14 protein-coding genes are annotated in these 15,164 nt (G+C 71.5%); 10 read left to right on the top strand and 4 right to left on the bottom strand.

From position 1 onward, the window contains the following. Positions 1–25 precede the first annotated feature (25 nt). Positions 26–1,417, bottom strand: coding sequence for an amino acid permease (locus ACZ7OU_RS31360; RefSeq protein ID WP_470257967.1), 1,392 nt, complete (start codon positions 1,415–1,417; stop codon positions 26–28). A gap of 174 nt (positions 1,418–1,591) precedes the next feature. Between ACZ7OU_RS31360 and ACZ7OU_RS31355 the strand changes: the two genes are divergently transcribed. The 7 genes from ACZ7OU_RS31355 (at position 1,592) to ACZ7OU_RS31325 (ending at position 10,165) form a co-directional block, all read left to right on the top strand. After that, positions 1,592–2,497, top strand: a complete 906-nt coding sequence (locus tag ACZ7OU_RS31355; RefSeq protein ID WP_470257966.1) for a glutaminase — start codon at positions 1,592–1,594, stop codon at positions 2,495–2,497. Between the two features lie 67 nt (positions 2,498–2,564). Next, positions 2,565–3,569 (top strand): LacI family DNA-binding transcriptional regulator, encoded by a 1,005-nt coding sequence (locus ACZ7OU_RS31350; RefSeq protein ID WP_470257965.1) that lies wholly within the window; start codon positions 2,565–2,567, stop codon positions 3,567–3,569. 93 nt (positions 3,570–3,662) lie between these two features. Continuing rightward, a complete protein-coding gene (locus ACZ7OU_RS31345) occupies positions 3,663–4,937 on the top strand; it encodes an ABC transporter substrate-binding protein (protein ID WP_470257964.1) in 1,275 nt (424 codons plus the stop codon). Next, positions 4,937–5,875, top strand: a complete 939-nt coding sequence (locus ACZ7OU_RS31340; protein ID WP_470257963.1) for a carbohydrate ABC transporter permease — start codon at positions 4,937–4,939, stop codon at positions 5,873–5,875. Before ACZ7OU_RS31345 ends, ACZ7OU_RS31340 begins: the two co-directional genes overlap by 1 nt. Further along, positions 5,872–6,687, top strand: a complete 816-nt coding sequence (locus ACZ7OU_RS31335) for a carbohydrate ABC transporter permease (RefSeq protein ID WP_470257962.1) — start codon at positions 5,872–5,874, stop codon at positions 6,685–6,687. The genes ACZ7OU_RS31340 and ACZ7OU_RS31335 overlap by 4 nt, the downstream gene beginning before the upstream one ends. A gap of 9 nt (positions 6,688–6,696) precedes the next feature. Continuing rightward, the gene (locus ACZ7OU_RS31330) at positions 6,697–9,534 is read left to right on the top strand and encodes a glycoside hydrolase family 2 TIM barrel-domain containing protein (RefSeq protein ID WP_470257961.1); all 2,838 of its coding nucleotides are present in this window, start codon (positions 6,697–6,699) and stop codon (positions 9,532–9,534) included. Positions 9,535–9,571: 37 nt separating this feature from the next. Then, positions 9,572–10,165, top strand: coding sequence for a hypothetical protein (locus ACZ7OU_RS31325; protein WP_470257960.1), 594 nt, complete (start codon positions 9,572–9,574; stop codon positions 10,163–10,165). 19 nt (positions 10,166–10,184) lie between these two features. Here the strand turns inward: ACZ7OU_RS31325 and ACZ7OU_RS31320 are convergent, their stop codons facing one another. Then, positions 10,185–10,880, bottom strand: coding sequence for a TetR family transcriptional regulator (locus ACZ7OU_RS31320; protein ID WP_470257959.1), 696 nt, complete (start codon positions 10,878–10,880; stop codon positions 10,185–10,187). A 90-nt stretch (positions 10,881–10,970) separates the two neighbouring features. Here ACZ7OU_RS31320 and ACZ7OU_RS31315 point away from each other — a divergent pair, with 90 nt between their 5' ends. After that, entirely contained in the window at positions 10,971–12,107 is a 1,137-nt protein-coding gene (locus ACZ7OU_RS31315) for an FAD-dependent monooxygenase (RefSeq protein WP_470257958.1), read from the top strand. Between the two features lie 6 nt (positions 12,108–12,113). Here ACZ7OU_RS31315 and ACZ7OU_RS31310 read toward each other — a convergent pair whose 3' ends face one another. Together ACZ7OU_RS31310 and ACZ7OU_RS31305 are read right to left on the bottom strand one after the other, a co-directional pair. Next, positions 12,114–12,437, bottom strand: coding sequence for a hypothetical protein (locus ACZ7OU_RS31310; protein ID WP_470257957.1), 324 nt, complete (start codon positions 12,435–12,437; stop codon positions 12,114–12,116). 18 nt (positions 12,438–12,455) lie between these two features. Then, entirely contained in the window at positions 12,456–13,133 is a 678-nt protein-coding gene (locus tag ACZ7OU_RS31305) for an NUDIX hydrolase (protein ID WP_470257956.1), read from the bottom strand. Between the two features lie 83 nt (positions 13,134–13,216). Here ACZ7OU_RS31305 and ACZ7OU_RS31300 point away from each other — a divergent pair, with 83 nt between their 5' ends. Both ACZ7OU_RS31300 and ACZ7OU_RS31295 read left to right on the top strand, forming a co-directional pair. Then, positions 13,217–14,218, top strand: coding sequence for an SPFH domain-containing protein (locus ACZ7OU_RS31300; RefSeq protein WP_470257955.1), 1,002 nt, complete (start codon positions 13,217–13,219; stop codon positions 14,216–14,218). Further along, the gene (locus ACZ7OU_RS31295) at positions 14,215–15,084 is read left to right on the top strand and encodes an NAD(+)/NADH kinase (protein WP_470257954.1); all 870 of its coding nucleotides are present in this window, start codon (positions 14,215–14,217) and stop codon (positions 15,082–15,084) included. Before ACZ7OU_RS31300 ends, ACZ7OU_RS31295 begins: the two co-directional genes overlap by 4 nt. Positions 15,085–15,164: the final 80 nt, after the last annotated feature.

The raw sequence follows: 15,164 nt of genomic DNA, 5'->3' as shown, positions 1-15,164 counted from the left end.
CGGGGTCTCCCGGGGAGGCCGGCTTTTACCCGAGCGGGGCGCGTTCCCGCCGCTTCGATACCACGCGCCAGCCCACCGCCAGCACCACGACGAGCACCGGGATCGAGTAGAACGCGACCTTCTCCGCGCCGTCCGAGAAGCCCATCAGGACGACGACCAGTGCCAGGAACGCCAGCGTCGCCCAGCCCGAATACGGCGCCCACGGCATCCGGTACGACGGCCGCTCCAGCTCGCCGCGCAACGCCGCCTGGCGCAGGCGCATCTGGCAGAACACGAGCGTCGCCCAGGTGGTGATCACGCCGAGCGAGGCGATCGCGATCGCGATGTCGAACGCTTCGCTCGGCACGAGGTAGTTCAGCACCACGCCGAGCAGGTAGGCGATCGAGGTGAACAGGATGCCGCCGTAGGGCACGTGCCGGCTGCTCATCCGGCCGACGAACGACGGCGCTTCGCCCTTGTCCGCCAGCGAGCGCAGGATCCGGCCGGTGGAGTAGAGGCCGGAGTTGACGCTGGAGAGCGCCGCGGTCAGCACGACCGCGTTCATCACGTCGCCGATGCCCGGGATCCCGAGCCGGCTGAACACCGTGACGAACGGGCTTTCGTCGCCGTTGTAGAACGGCCAGGGCAGCAGCATCGCCAGCATCAGCACGGACCCGACGTAGAACACGCCGATCCGCCACACCACACCGTTGATCGCCTTCGGCAGGACCTTGCGGGCGTCCTTGGTCTCGCCGGCCGCGATGCCGACGACCTCGATGGCGGAATAGGCGAAGATGACCGCCTGCAGCGTCATCAGCGCGATGCCGATGCCCGCCGGGAAGAATCCACTGTGGTCGGTCAGGTTGTGCACACCGGCGGGGGTGCCGCCGATGTCGGCGCTGGTGAACACCAGGCCGAGCGCAGTGATCAGGAAGACGACGATGGCCGTCACCTTGACCACCGAGAACCAGAACTCCAGCTCGCCGAACAGCTTGACGCTCAGCAGGTTCACCGCGATCAGCACGCCGAGGGCGACCAGCGCGGTGATCCACTGGGGCACGTCCGGCAGCCACTTGTGGACGTAGATCGCGACCGCGGTGATCTCCGCGATCCCGGTCATCGCCCAGTTCACCCAGTACATCCACCCCGACGCGAAGCCGGCCCACGGGCCGATGAACTTCCGCGCGTAGGTGACGAAGCTGCCGGAGCTCGGCTCGTGCAGGACGAGCTCGCCGAGCGCGCGCATCACGAAGTAGGCGGCCACCCCGCAGATCGCGTAGGAGAGGACCAGCGACGGGCCGACCTGGTGGAGCTTGCCGCCGGCGCCGAGGAACAGCCCGACGCCGATCGCGCCGCCGATGGCGATCATCTGCACCTGGCGGTTGCCCAGTGCTTTCGAGTAGCTTTCACCTTTTTCGGTGAGCAGCGAGGAATCCATGGTTCACGGACGCTAGAGCCGTGTGCGGCAGGTCACCAAGCGGGCTAAGGAAGAATTAAGGTGTGCCGGAGATCACCGGTGGCATTTCGCTGGTATTCGCCAGTTTCGATTTGACAGGGCCGATTTGACAGGGGCGCTGTTCGTCCCGCCGGACGCGGCTTCTACGCTACGGCCGTGGACCTCGCGGCGCTGCTGGACCGGATCGCCGTCGACGTCGCGCCCGAGGTCGGCCGCGGCGCCGTCGCGGACTACATCCCGGCCCTGGCGCGGATCGAGCCCCGCCGGTTCGGCATGGCGGTGGCCGAAGTGGACGGTTCGCTGCACGGCGTCGGCGACTGGCGGCAGCCGTTCTCGGTGCAGAGCATGTCCAAAGTGTTCACTCTGGCGCTGGTGCTGTCCCGCGGCGACGGCGTGTGGGAGCGCGTCGGACGCGAGCCGTCGGGCGATCCGTTCAACTCGCTGGTGCAGCTGGAACACGAGGACGGCATCCCGCGCAACCCGTTCATCAACGCGGGCGCACTGGTGGTGACCGACGAGCTGGCCCGCCACGGCGACGCCGTCGACGCGCTGCTGGCGTTCCTGCGCGAGGAGAGCGGCCGCGCGGACATCGGCGTCGACCCCGAGGTGGCCGAGTCGGAGGCCGGTCACGCCGACCGCAACCGCGCGCTCGCGTACTTCATGGCGTCCTACGGCAACATGCGCCACCCGGTGCCGTCGGTGCTCGACCAGTACGTCCGCCAGTGTTCGATCGCGATGAGCTGCGCGGACGTCGCGCGCTCGGCACTCTTCCTGGCCCGTCACGGCATCCGCAACGACGGTTCCCGGCTCCTGGAGCTGAGCGCGGCGAAGCGGATCAACGCGGTGATGCTGACGTGCGGCACGTACGACGCGGCGGGCGAGTTCGCCTACCGCGTCGGCCTGCCGGGCAAGAGCGGCGTCGGCGGCGGGATCGTCGCGGTGGTCCCGGGCCGCTGCGCGGTGTGCGTGTGGAGCCCGGGCCTGGACGCGCGCGGCAACTCGGTGGCGGGCGTGTCGGCGCTGGACCGCTTCACGACGCTGACCGGCTGGTCCGTCTTCTGAGGCACCCGCTCGGGTAGCGCGCGGGACGGAGACGGGCATACTCGTCCTCCGGAGCAGGAGGTGGGCGGTGTCCTCGAGCACGGAACCCCGGCGCGTGACGATCCACGACGTCGCCCGCTCGGCCGGGGTCTCGCGGCAGACCGTGTCGCGTGCGCTGAACGACAAGGCCGAGATCGACGGCTCGACCAAGCAGCGCGTCCTCGACGCCGCGCGGGAGCTCGGGTACCGGCCGAGCCGGTTCGCGCGCGGGCTCGTCCGGCCGGACACCACCACCATCGGGCTCGTCGTGCCGGACCTGCTCAACCCCTTCTTCACCGAGGTCGCCTCCGGCGCGCTGCAGGCGGCCCGGGCCCGCGGCTGGCACGTCGTCGTCTACGACACCGCCGACGACGTCGAGCAGGAGCTCGCCACCCTCCGCGTCATCGGCACCCAGGTCGACGCCGTCGTCGGGTACTTCAGCCGGTCCGACGAGGACCTCGACCGCTGCACCCCCGGCATCCCCGTGGTCCTGATCGGCCGCGAACCCCGCACCCCGCGGTTCAGCGGCATCTCGATCGACGGCGAGGAGGGCGTCCGCGAGGCCGTCGCCCACCTCGTCGAGCGCGGCCACCGGCGGATCGGGATGCTCGACCACGACCGCCGGCCCGAGCCCAGCATCCGGCAGACCTGGTTCCTCCGGGCCGCCGCCGAGCACGGCATCGCCGTCGCGCCCGGCTGGATCGCGCGTGCCGCCCAGACCGTCGACGGCGGTGGTGCCGCACTGGCCACCCTGCTCGCCGCGCACCCCGACGTCACCGCCGTGTTCGCCTTCAACGACGTGATCGCCATCGGCGCCCTGCGCGAGGCCCGCCGGTTCGGCCTGCGCGTGCCCGCCGACCTCGCCGTGATCGGGTTCGACGGCCTGACGCTCGGCACCCTCGTCGAGCCGGAGCTCTCCAGCGTCGCCATCGACACCCGCAGGCTCGGCGCGCTGGCCGTCGACCAGGCGGCGCGGCTCGTGACCGGTGCCACGCCCCTGGAACCCGGCGAGCTGATCGTCCGCGCGGCTCTCCACCTGCGCGAATCCGCCTGATCCCTTGACACCCGGTCCCGCCGCGAAGCACACTTCCGAGCGTTCCGTGAACGTTCACGGGAGCGTTCACGGCAGACTGCCGGAGGGTCCTCGATGACGCTGACTCGACGTGGTTTCCTGACCGCCGCGACGCTGGGCGCTGCATCGCTCGGAGTCGCTTCCTGCACCAGCCCGACGACCGCCAACCCCGGCAAGCTCACGCTCTGGTACACCAGCGGCGGGCTCGCGGACACCGTCGTCACCGACGCCGGGAAGCGGTTCGGTGAGCTGTACCCGTCCCAGGTCAGCGGTCAGCTCAAGCAGCGGCTGCTGGCCGCCCTCGCCGGCGAGGCGTACCTGCCCGACATCACGATGCTCGGCGACGACATCGCGACCTACTTCGCCGACACCGCCCACTTCACCGACCTGCGCACCCTCGGCGCGGACGCACTGAAGGACCAGTACCTCCCCTGGAAGTGGCAGGCCGGCACGAGCCCGGACGGGTTCCGGCTCGGCTTCCCGATCGACATCGGCCCGGCCGCCCTCTACTACCGGCACGACCTCTTCGCCCAAGCCGGCTTCCCCAGCGAGCCGGACGACGTCGCCGCGGCCGTGCCGACCTGGGACGCGTACTTCGACTTCGGGAGACGGCTGCAGGAGAAGCTGCCCGGGCGGCACCTGATCACCGACACGAAGACCGTCTACACGTACTCGATGGCGCAGGAGCCGCAGAAGTACTTCACCCGCGACAACGCCTACCTCGGCGACGCGCCGCAGGTCCGCCGCGCCTGGGACCGCGCGCTCACTGCGTTCCGGTCCGGGCTGACCGCGGGCTACGCCGGTTCGCAGGACCCCGGCAGCTCGGTCGAACGGCACGCCGCCTGGAACTCCGGCAAGGAGCTGAGCTTCGTCAACGCGTCGTGGATCGTCGGCGAGCTCAAGAAGTCCGCGCCGGACACGGCCGGGAAGTGGCGGGTCTGCCGCGCCCCCGGCGGCGCCGGCAACCAGGGCGGGTCGTTCCTGGCGATCACGAAGTACTGCCCAAACCCGGAGCGGGCGTTCGAGGTCGTCCGCTGGCTGCTCTCGCCGGAGAACCAGCCCCGGTCCTACCTCGAGGCCGGCCTCTTCCCGACCAGCCCGGCGGCCTTCACCGACTCGCGGCTACTGGAACCCGAGCCGTTCTTCGGCGGCCAGGCCACGATGGCCGTGCTCGGCCGGGCCGCCCGCGAGGTCAAGCCCGCCTTCTTCAGCCCGTGGGACATCGCGATCAGCGACACCTTCACCGACGAGCTCACGAACGTCGAACTCGCCGGGAAGGACCCCGGCCAGGCCTGGGACGACGCCCGCCGCGCCGTCGAACGGCTGCTGACCCGGCAGGGGGTGCTCTGATGGCCACGCTCACCCGTCCCGAAGCGCCGGTGCGCGTCACGACTCCCCCGCGTCGCAGACGGCTCAAGTACCTCCCCCAGTACCTCGCGATCTCGCCGTTCTTCGTGCTCTTCGCCGTCTTCGGCCTCTACCCGGTGCTGTACTCGCTGTACCTCGCCCTGCAGCGCTGGGACGGCGTCGGGCCGATGAAGTTCGTCGGCCTCGGCAACTTCCAGTTCCTGGTGACCGACCCGGTCTTCTGGGACTCCCTCGGCAACACCCTGGTCATCTGGGTGATGTCGACCGTCCCGATGACCGCGCTGGCCCTGCTGATCGCCGTCGGGCTGCACTCCTCGATCCGGTTCAAGGGCGCGCTCCGGATCGCCTACTTCCTGCCGAACGTCACCTCGATCGTGGCGATGTCGCTGGTCTTCGGCTCGATCTTCAGCAGCGAGTTCGGCATCCTCAACTGGTTCCTCGGCCTCGTCGGCATCGACCCGGTGCCGTGGCTGACCGACCCGTGGGCGATCCGCGGCGCGATCTCGATCATGATCGTCTGGCGCTGGGTCGGCTACAACGCGATCATCTTCCTGGCCGGGCTGCAGGCGCTGCCGTCCGATGTGTACGAAGCCGCGCGAGTCGACGGCGCCGGCCCGGTGCGGACGTTCTTCCGCATCACGCTCCCGCTGCTGCGCCCGGTCCTGCTGTTCTCGGTGGTGATGTCGGCGATCAGCGGCCTGCAGATCTTCACCGAGTCGCAGATCCTGCTCGGCAACCGCGGCGGCCCGGACGAGGCGGGCCTGACGATGGTCCTCTACTTCTACGACAACGCGTTCGTGAACAGCGACTTCGGCTACGGCGCCGCGATCGCGTGGGGCATCTTCGTCGTGGTGGTGCTGTTCGCGGTCCTCAACTGGCGGCTGGTCCAGCGCCCCGGCTTCCTGAAGGCGGGCCGATGACCGGACGCGCCGTCACCTACACCGCGCTGATCCTCGGTGCGCTGATCACGCTGTTCCCCTACTACTGGCTCGTCGTGATGGCGTCGAACACGACCGCGGACATCTACTCGTCGCCGCCGACGTGGACGTTCGGCGGGGAGTTCTTCCACAACATCGGCCAGGTGTTCGCGAAGATCGACTTCTTCGGCTCGCTGCTCAACACGCTGCTCGTCGCGGTCGTGACGACGCTGCTGGTGCTGTTCTTCGACTCCCTCGCCGCGTTCACCTTCGCCAAGTACCGCTTCCCCGGCGCGAACCTGCTGTTCGGCGTGGTGCTCGCGACGTTCGTCGTGCCGACGCAGCTGTCGGCGATCCCGCAGTTCACGACCATGGCGCACCTCGGCTGGGTCGGCGACCTCAAGGCGCTGATCGTGCCGGCCGCGGCCAACGCGTTCGGCATCTTCTGGATGCGGCAGTACGCGCAGACCGCCATTCCGGACGAGCTCCTGGAAGCCGCCCGGATCGACGGCTGCGGCTTCTTGCGGACCTACCTCTCGGTCGCCCTGCCGGTGCTGCGCCCGGCGCTGGCGTTCCTCGGCATCTTCACGTTCGTCAACGCCTGGAACGACTACCTGTGGCCGCTGGTCGTGCTGATCGACTCGAACCACGTGACGCTCCAGGTCGCGCTCTCGCAGCTGAACGGCCTGTACGTCAAGGACTACAGCGTCGTCATGGCGGGCACGCTCGTGGCGATCGTGCCGCTGGTCGTCGTCTTCGCCTTCGGGGCCCGCCACTTCGTCCGCAACATCGCCGCCGGTGCCCTCAAGGGCTGAAAGGACTCCATGTCGTACGTCGAAGACCCGGGCCCAGGCCACGGTTCGGTGCCCCCGCGCGCGGCCTTCAGCTCCGACGCCCCGTCGCTGTCCTTGAACGGCACGTGGCGCTTCCGGCTCTCGCCGAGCCTCGCGGCCGCCCCCGACCCCCTCGACGCGGACGACTCCGGCTGGGACGAGCTGCCGGTGCCGTCGCTGTGGCAGCTGCACGGGCACGGCAAGCCCGCCTACACGAACGTGCACTACCCGTTCCCGGTCGACCCGCCGCACGTGCCGTCGGAGAACCCGACCGGCGACCACCGGCTGCGGTTCGACCTGCCCGCGGACTGGCCGTCCGGCTCGGCGCTGCTGCGCTTCGACGGGATCGACTCGTGCGGCCGGATCTGGCTCAACGGCACCGAGCTCGGCGTCACGAAGGGCAGCCGGCTGCCGTCGGAGTTCGAGGTCGGACCGCTCCTGCGGCCGCGGGACAACGTCCTCGTGGTGCGCGTGCACCAGTGGTCGGCGGGCAGCTACCTCGAAGACCAGGACATGTGGTGGCTGTCCGGCATCTTCCGGTCGGTCACGCTGTTGGCGCGGCCGCTGGGCGGCATCGGCGACTTCTGGGTCCGCGCGGACTACGACCACACGACCGGCCTGGGCACGGTCCGGGTCGAGGCCGGCGCCGACGTCGTGCTGGACATCCCGTCGCTGGGCGTCGCCGGCCACCCGGCCGGAGAGCCGCTGGAACTCCCCGTCGAGCCGTGGAGCGCCGAGACGCCGCGCCTGTACGACGGGACGCTGTCCACTGTGGCCGAACGCGTGCCGGTGCGGATCGGCTTCCGGACGGTGTCCATCGAGGACGGACAGCTCAAGGTCAACGGCCGACGGCTGCTGCTGCGCGGGGTGAACCGGCACGAACACGACCCGCGCACCGGACGCGTCGTCTCGCGGGAGACCGCGCTGGCCGACGTCCTGCTGATGAAGCGGCACAACGTCAACGCCGTCCGGACCAGCCACTACCCGCCGGACCCGGCGTTCCTCGAGCTGTGCGACGAGTACGGCCTGTGGGTGGTCGACGAGTGCGACCTGGAGACCCACGGCTTCGGGCCGCTCGGCTGGGACCGCAACCCGAGCTCCGAGCCGATGTGGACGGACGCCTACCTGGACCGGATGCGGCGCACCGTCGAGCGGGACAAGAACCGGCCGAGCGTGATCCTCTGGTCGCTGGGCAACGAGAGCCACACCGGCGACAACCTCGCGCGGATGGCCGAGTGGGTGCGCCACCGCGACCCGACGCGGCCGGTGCACTACGAGGGCGACCACGATTGCTCCTATGTGGACGTCCACAGCCGCATGTACGCGACACCGTCCGAAGTGGAGCGGATCGGCCGTCGGGACGACGACAACGAGCGGCGCCGGGACCTGCCGTTCGTGCTGTGCGAGTACGCGCACGCGATGGGCAACGGGCCGGGCGGGCTGCTGGAGTACCGCGAGCTGTTCGAGCGGTACCCGAACTGCCAGGGCGGGTTCGTCTGGGAGTGGATCGACCACGGCCTCGCCGCGCCGGGCCACTTCGCGTACGGCGGCGACTTCGGCGAGCCCCTCCACGACGGCAACTTCGTCATCGACGGCCTGCTCTTCCCGGACCGGACGCCGTCGCCGGGGCTGACGGAGTTCGCGAAGGTCATCGAGCCGGTCCGGATCTCCGCGGACCCCTCCGGTGTCTTGATCGAGAACCACTACGACTTCGCCGACACCGGGCACCTGCGGTTCGCCTGGGTGCTCGAGGACGAGGGAACCGCCGTCGCCCGGGGCGTCCTCGACGTTCCGGCGGTCCACTCCGGACAGAGCGTCACTGTTGTGCTGCCGTCTTTGCCGCCCACTCGCGGCGAATCCTGGCTGACCGTGTCGGCGTCGCTGGCCTCGTCGACCGCGTGGGCGCCTGCAGGGCACGTCGTCGGCTGGGGGCAGCTGCCGGTGTCGGCGGCAGCCGCCCGGCCTTCGCCGCAGGCGCGCGGGCCGGTGTTCCGCACGTCCGGGCAGCTCGTCCTCGGTGCCGGCGAGTTCGACGCGGTGACCGGCCTGCTGACGGCACTGGGTGGGCATCCGGTCCGGGGTCCGCGGCTCGACGTCTGGCGCGCGACGACGGACAACGACCGCGGGTCGTCCCCCGGGCCGCCCGAGGCGTCGCAGTGGCTCGAAGCGGGGCTGCACCGGCTGCAGCACCGCGTGATCGCCGTCGATGCCGACGGCGACGAGCTCGTCGTCCGGACCCGGGTCGCCCCGCCGGCGCAGCCGTTCGGCCTGTTCGCGGACTACACGTGGACGGCGTTCGACGGCGGCCTCCGGTTGCGCGTGGACGTCACGCCCGACGGCGACTTCCCCGGCACGCTCCCCCGGCTCGGCCTGGCGATGGCGGTCCCGGGCACGTTCGGCTCGGCGGAGTGGTTCGGCGGCGGCCCCGGCGAGGCGTATCCGGACAGCTGTCAGGCGGTGCGGATCGGGCGGTTCTCGAGCAGCGTCGACGGCCTGCAGACGCCGTACATCTACCCCCAGGAGAACGGAAACCGCACGGCGGTGCGCTGGGCCGCCCTGACGGACCCGGACGGCACGGGCCTCCGCGTCGACGGCGACCCCACGTTCGACTTCACGGCGCGCCGCTGGACGGCGGCGGCTCTGGAGGCGGCGCGGCACACGGACGAGCTGGAGTCCGGGTCGCTGGTGCACCTGACGCTGGACGCGGCCCAGCACGGGCTGGGGACGGCGGCCTGCGGGCCCGGGGTGCTGCCGCCGTACCGGCTGGTGCCGCAGAAGACGTCGTTCACCCTTTCGCTGCGGCCCGTGGCGGGTGGTGTCGCAAATTGAGACCCCGGGACGCTCCCGGATGCGGTGTCGTTGACGGATGTCCTCTTCCACGACCGCCCCGTCGAGCGCCCGGCAGCTCACCACGCCCGGCGCGCTGGGCCTGGCCGACCTCGTCGCGATCTTCGACGACCTGCAGTTCACGCTCAAGTGCTGCGAACGGCTGGTGGCGGAGCTGGCCCACCCGCGCGTGGACGCGGTGCTCGTCGAGGCGCTGTGGGTGTCGGCGCTCAACTCCTACGCCCGGTGTTTCCGCGCCGGCGACCGCGGGATGGGCCTGACCGTGGACGACGTCAAGGCCACCGAGGTGCCGGGCGAGATCGCCGAGTGGCACGCGCTGCTCGGCCGGATCCGGGACTTCTCGATCGACGGGCCGGTCAACCCGCGCGAGACCTACTCGGTGGGCGTCTCACAATCCCCGGCCGGGGAAGCCTCGGGAGTGGTCATCACCTCGGCGGTGCGGCCGCTGGTGGACGACGTCACGGTCCGCCAGACCGGACGGCTGGCCTTCGAGCTGAGCCGCCGGGTGGACGAGCGGATCAAGGAGCACCAGCAGAAGGTCTTCGAGGCGGCGTCGAAGCTGACTTCCGCCCAGCTGGCGGCGTTGCCCGCCATCGAGGTGGCGTCTCAATAAGTCTCATTAAGGCGTCTCATTATTCGACGCCGGGCAGGTGCCGGTAGATCGTGGCGCGGGAGACGCCCAGCGCCGTCGCGATGTCGGCCGGGGCGTGGCCCGCGTCGTAGAGGCGGCGGGCCGCCTCAATGGTCTCCGGGCTCATCACCGGCGGCCGGCCCCGGCGGGCGCGGGGCCGGTCCGCAGGCTCGGCCGGCGCGTACAGGCGGTCGACGCCGTCGAGGACCGCGGCGCGCAGCTCGTCCACCGGGGCGTCGGCGAACAACACCACCGGGTCGCTGAGCATCGCGATCGCCTGTGCCGCGCGGACCCGGCCGGCCAGGTCCGCGTCCGGGCCCGCCACCAGGTGGTTCGCCTGGAGCATGCCGTCGCGGAACCGCTCGAACACGACCTTCGACGCGGTCATCCCGAGGTCTCGCAGGTTCATCCGGAGCAGGTAGCGGTGATCGAGCCACACGCCGAGGAGACCCTCGATCGCCGCCGCGCGGGGGTCGTCGGCGTCCGCGGCCTTCGTCATGGTCGCTTCGAGGTCGTCCAGGAGGGGTTGGGCCAGCGCCGTCACGATGTCGGCCTTGCCGGGGAAGTGGTACAGCACCGCGGTCTTGGTGACGCCGACGCGTTCGGCCAGCTCGCGGACCGACGTCGCGTGGAAGCCGCGCTCGGAGAACTCCTCGAGCGCGGCGCGCAGGATCCGGGCGCGGGTGTCGTCCGTCATGGACCGAGCCTAACCCCCTTGCCTGACCGTTGGACAGGAGCGTACGGTCGATACTGACCGATGGTCAGGACCTTGATGGGGGTAACCACCATGACCGAGCAGACCGTACTGATCTCCGGCGCGGGCGTCGCCGGGCCGATGCTGGCGTACTGGCTGGCTCGCGCGGGCTTCCGGCCGACCGTGGTCGAGCGCGCCGCCGAGCTGCGCTCGAGCGGCAGCCCGGTCGACGTCCGCGGACCGGCCGCCCACGTCGCCGACCGCATGGGCATCACCACGAAGCTGCGGGAAGCGGCCACCGCCGTGACGTCGTTGAAGTTCGTCGACGACGCGGGCCAGCGCACCGGCCGGGTCACGATGGGCGGCGACGCCGGCATCGAGCTGCCCCGCACCGACCTCGCGGCGATCCTGCACGGCGCCGCGCGGGAAGACACCGAGTTCGTCTTCCACGACTCGATCACCGAGCTGCACCAGGACGACGGCGGCGTCGACGTCACGTTCGAGCGGGGTGCCCCGCGACGCTTCGACCTGGTGATCGGCGCGGACGGCCTGCACTCGGCCGTGCGGCGGCTGGCGTTCGGGCCGGAGCACGCGTTCGTCGAGCACATGGGCGTCTACATCGCGACGCTGCCGCTGGCCGAGCCGCCGGCCGACCGCACGGAGCTGGTGATGTACAACTCGCCCGGCCGCGCGGTCGCGGTGCACCCGGCGCGCGGCAAGGGAATCGCGGCGTTCATGTTCCGCGGCGACGCCGTGCCGGGCTTCGACCACCGGGATGCGGCGCTGCACAAGCGCATGCTCGCTTCGGCGTATCAAGGGGCGGGGTGGCGGGTGCCGGAGCTGCTGGAGCGCGTGCGCGAAGCGGACGACCTGTACCTGGACTCGGTGAGCCGCGTGCGGATGGACGGCTGGGCGAAGGGGCGGATCGCCCTGGCCGGCGACGCGGCGTCGTGCGTGTCCTTGTTCGGCGACGGTTCGACGCTGGCGATGGCGGGCGCGTACACCCTCGCCGAGGAGCTGGGCCGGACGCCGGGCGACGTGGCGTCGGCGTTCCGCCGGTACGAGGAAGCGCACCGGAAGCTGGTGGAACCCAAGCAGCGCAACGTTTCCACAGCCGCGGCCCTGCTGATCCCGGCGACGCGGGGAGGGCTGGTGGCCCGCAACTTCGGCACGCGCTTGCTGCCCTTGGTGACGGCCGCGCGGCGGCTGGTGCCCGCCCGCGCCGCCTAGGGCCGATCAGATCGGCCCGGCCCGTTTCGGCAGACCGGGGAAGGGGCCCGCCGAGTCCTGGCCGGGCGGTACCGGGCCGGGCTCGGTCAGGTCGTAGCCGCGGCCGCGCAGGGTGCGAATCGCCTCGTCGCGGTCGGTGATGCCGGGCCACCACGGCACTTCGCCCCAGGGCCGGTAGCGGTAGGTCGTCATCCCGTCGTAACTGGAGCCGCCGTAGCGGCGCAGCAGCACGCCGTCGGCACGCAGGAGGAGCTGTCCCCACACCCAGCTCTCCGCCGTGTCGGCGGCGAACCCCCAGTGCGCGATCGGCTCGGTCTTCCGGTCACCCACGGCAGTCCCCTTCTCCGGTCAGCTTCGCAGCATCGGCGGGTACAGCAGCTCCGCCTTCCCCCGCCGGTACAGCTGTGCCGGCCGGCCGCCGTCGCGAGTCGTCGTGTGGCCCGTCGGCTCCAGCAGTCCCTCGGCGCCCGTGACCTTGCGGTGGAAGTTGCGCGGGTCCAGGCGCGTGTCCCACACCAGCTCGTACACCCGCCGCAGCTCCGCCACCGTGAACTCCGGTGCGCAGAACGCCGTCGCCAGCGGCGAATACTCGAGTTTCGCCCGGGCCCGCTCGAGGCCGTCGGCGAGGATGCGGTCGTGGTCGAACGCCAGGTGCTCGCCGGTCAGGGACCGCACCGGGGTCCAGCGGGCCTCCGCCGCGTCCGTGCCCGCGCTCGGGGTCGGCAGGTTCGGGGCCAGCGCCAGGTACGCGACCGTCACCACGCGCATCCGCGGGTCCCGGTCCGGGGCGCCGTAGCCGGCGAGCTGTTCGATGTGGACGGTCCCCGGCGCCAGTCCCGTCTCCTCCGCCAGTTCCCGGCGCGCCGCGTCCGAGAGGTCTTCGTCCGCGCGGACGAACCCGCCCGGCAGCGCCCACTCCCCTTTGTACGGCTCGACTCCCCGGCGCACGACCAGCGCGCACAGCTCGTCTCCGGTCAGGGTGAGCACGACGAGGTCGACGGTGACGGCGAACGGCGGGTGACCCATGCCACCACCCTACCCGCTAATCGTCAGCTTGACGATTAGGGCGTCCTCCGCATATCGTCACACCGACGATAAGAGGAGGGCTCATGGCCGACATCGACCGCCGCTTCGGGTTCCGGCACCTGCGTGGCGCACCCACCGTGCACATCCGCCACTACCGCCGCGGCAAGCTCGCGCACGACGGCGTCGGGCTGTCGTTCTGGTACCGGCCGCTCACCGCGGTCGTCTCGGAGGTCCCGGTCGACGACCGCGAGCTGCCGCTGCTGTTCCACGCCCGCACGGCCGACTTCCAGGACGTCACCGTGCAGCTCGCGCTGACCTTCCGGATCGAGGATCCCTCGCTGGCCGCGCAGCGGATCGACTTCTCCATCGACCCCGACACCGGGCGCTGGAGAAGCGACCCCCTCGCCCAGATCAGCGGGCTGCTCACCGAGAACGTCCAGCAGTACGCCGTCGAGGTCCTGACCCGCACTCCCCTGGAGACCGCACTGGTCGACGGCGTCCGGGCGGTCCGCGACCGGATCCGCGCCGGGCTCGCCGAGGAGGACACCCGGCTCGCGCAGACCGGCTCGGCGGTCGTCGACGTCCGCGTCGTCGCCGTCCGGGCCGAGCCGGAGGTCGAGAAGGCGCTGCAGACGACCGCGCGGGAAAAGGTGCAGCAGGAGGCCGACCGGGCGACCTTCGAACGGCGCGCGCTGGCCGTCGAACGCGAACGGGCGATCGGGGAGAACGAGCTGCAGAACCAGATCGAGCTGGCCCGCCGCGAAGAGCAGCTGGTCACCCAGCGCGGCGCGAACGCCCGCCGGCAGGCCGAAGAAGCCGCGGCGGCGAACCGGATCGAGACCGAGGCGCAGGCGTCGCGCAAGGAACGCCTGACGCTCGTGGAAGCCGAAGGCAAGCGGCTGCTGGGCGAGGCGGAGGCGGCCGGCGAGACGGCGCGGCTCGCGGCGTACCGCGACCTGCCCGAGGGCGTGCTCACCGGGCTGGCGCTGAAGGAGCTGGCCGGCAACCTGCCCCAGATCGACAGTCTCACGGTGACCCCTGATCTGCTCGCCCCGCTGCTGACCAAGCTGGGCGTGCGGTCGTGAGCCTCGCCCCGCGCGTCGTGCTGGTGCACCGGCGTACCGAGCTCGACGAGCTGCTCGCCCGGCACGGCACGCGCGGGCAGGCGGAGTTCTTCCTGCGCACGCGCGGCCGTGACCTGGCCGAGGTCACCGAGGCGGACGCCGCCGTGCGCGCGGCGCTCGCCACGGCGTCGGCGGCGATCCCCCTCGACTGGCGCCGCGGCGAGGTCGAGCGGGCGGACCTCGACCGCTTCCTGTTCACCCCGGAAGACGTCGTCGTGGTGGTCGGGCAGGACGGGCTGATCGCCAACGTCGCCAAGTACCTCGACGGCCAGCCGGTGATCGGCGTGACGCCCGGCGCGCCCGGCGTCCTCGTCAAGCACCCCGCGGCCGCCGTCGCGGACCTGGTGCGGTCCACCGGCGACGTCGAGCACCGGACGATGGCCGAGCTCACCGCGGACGACGGCCAGCGGCTGCTCGCGCTCAACGAGATCTACCTGGGCCACGCCGGGCACCAGACGGCCCGCTACCGGCTGGGGGTCGGTGGCGGGCCGGCGGAGCGCCAGGCGTCGTCGGGAATCCTGGTCGGGACGGGCACCGGCGCGACCGGCTGGTGCGGGTCGGTGTGGCGGGAACGGGCGAGCGGGCTCCGGCTGCCCGCGCCCGGCGAGGCCCGGCTGATCTGGTTCGTGCGCGAGGCGTGGCCGTCCCCGACGACCGGAACCACGTGCACCGAAGGGGATCTGACGTCGGCGCCGCTGACCGTCGAGGTCGAATCCGACCGCCTGGTCGCGTTCGGCGACGGCCTCGAAGCCGACAAGGTCGCCCTCACCCGCGGCCAGACGGCGACGTTCGTCCCCGCCGCGAAGACTGTCCACTTGGTCCGGTGACCGACCGGGACACAATGCGGCAACGTTGTCACACTCACGGCCGTCGACAGCCAGAATGATCTCCTCGCCGGAGATCGGAG

It is taken from the genome of Amycolatopsis sp. NPDC114505 (assembly GCF_055633615.1).
The sequence above is the reverse complement of the archived record's forward strand: the minus strand, read 5'-3'. Positions and strand labels throughout refer to the sequence as shown.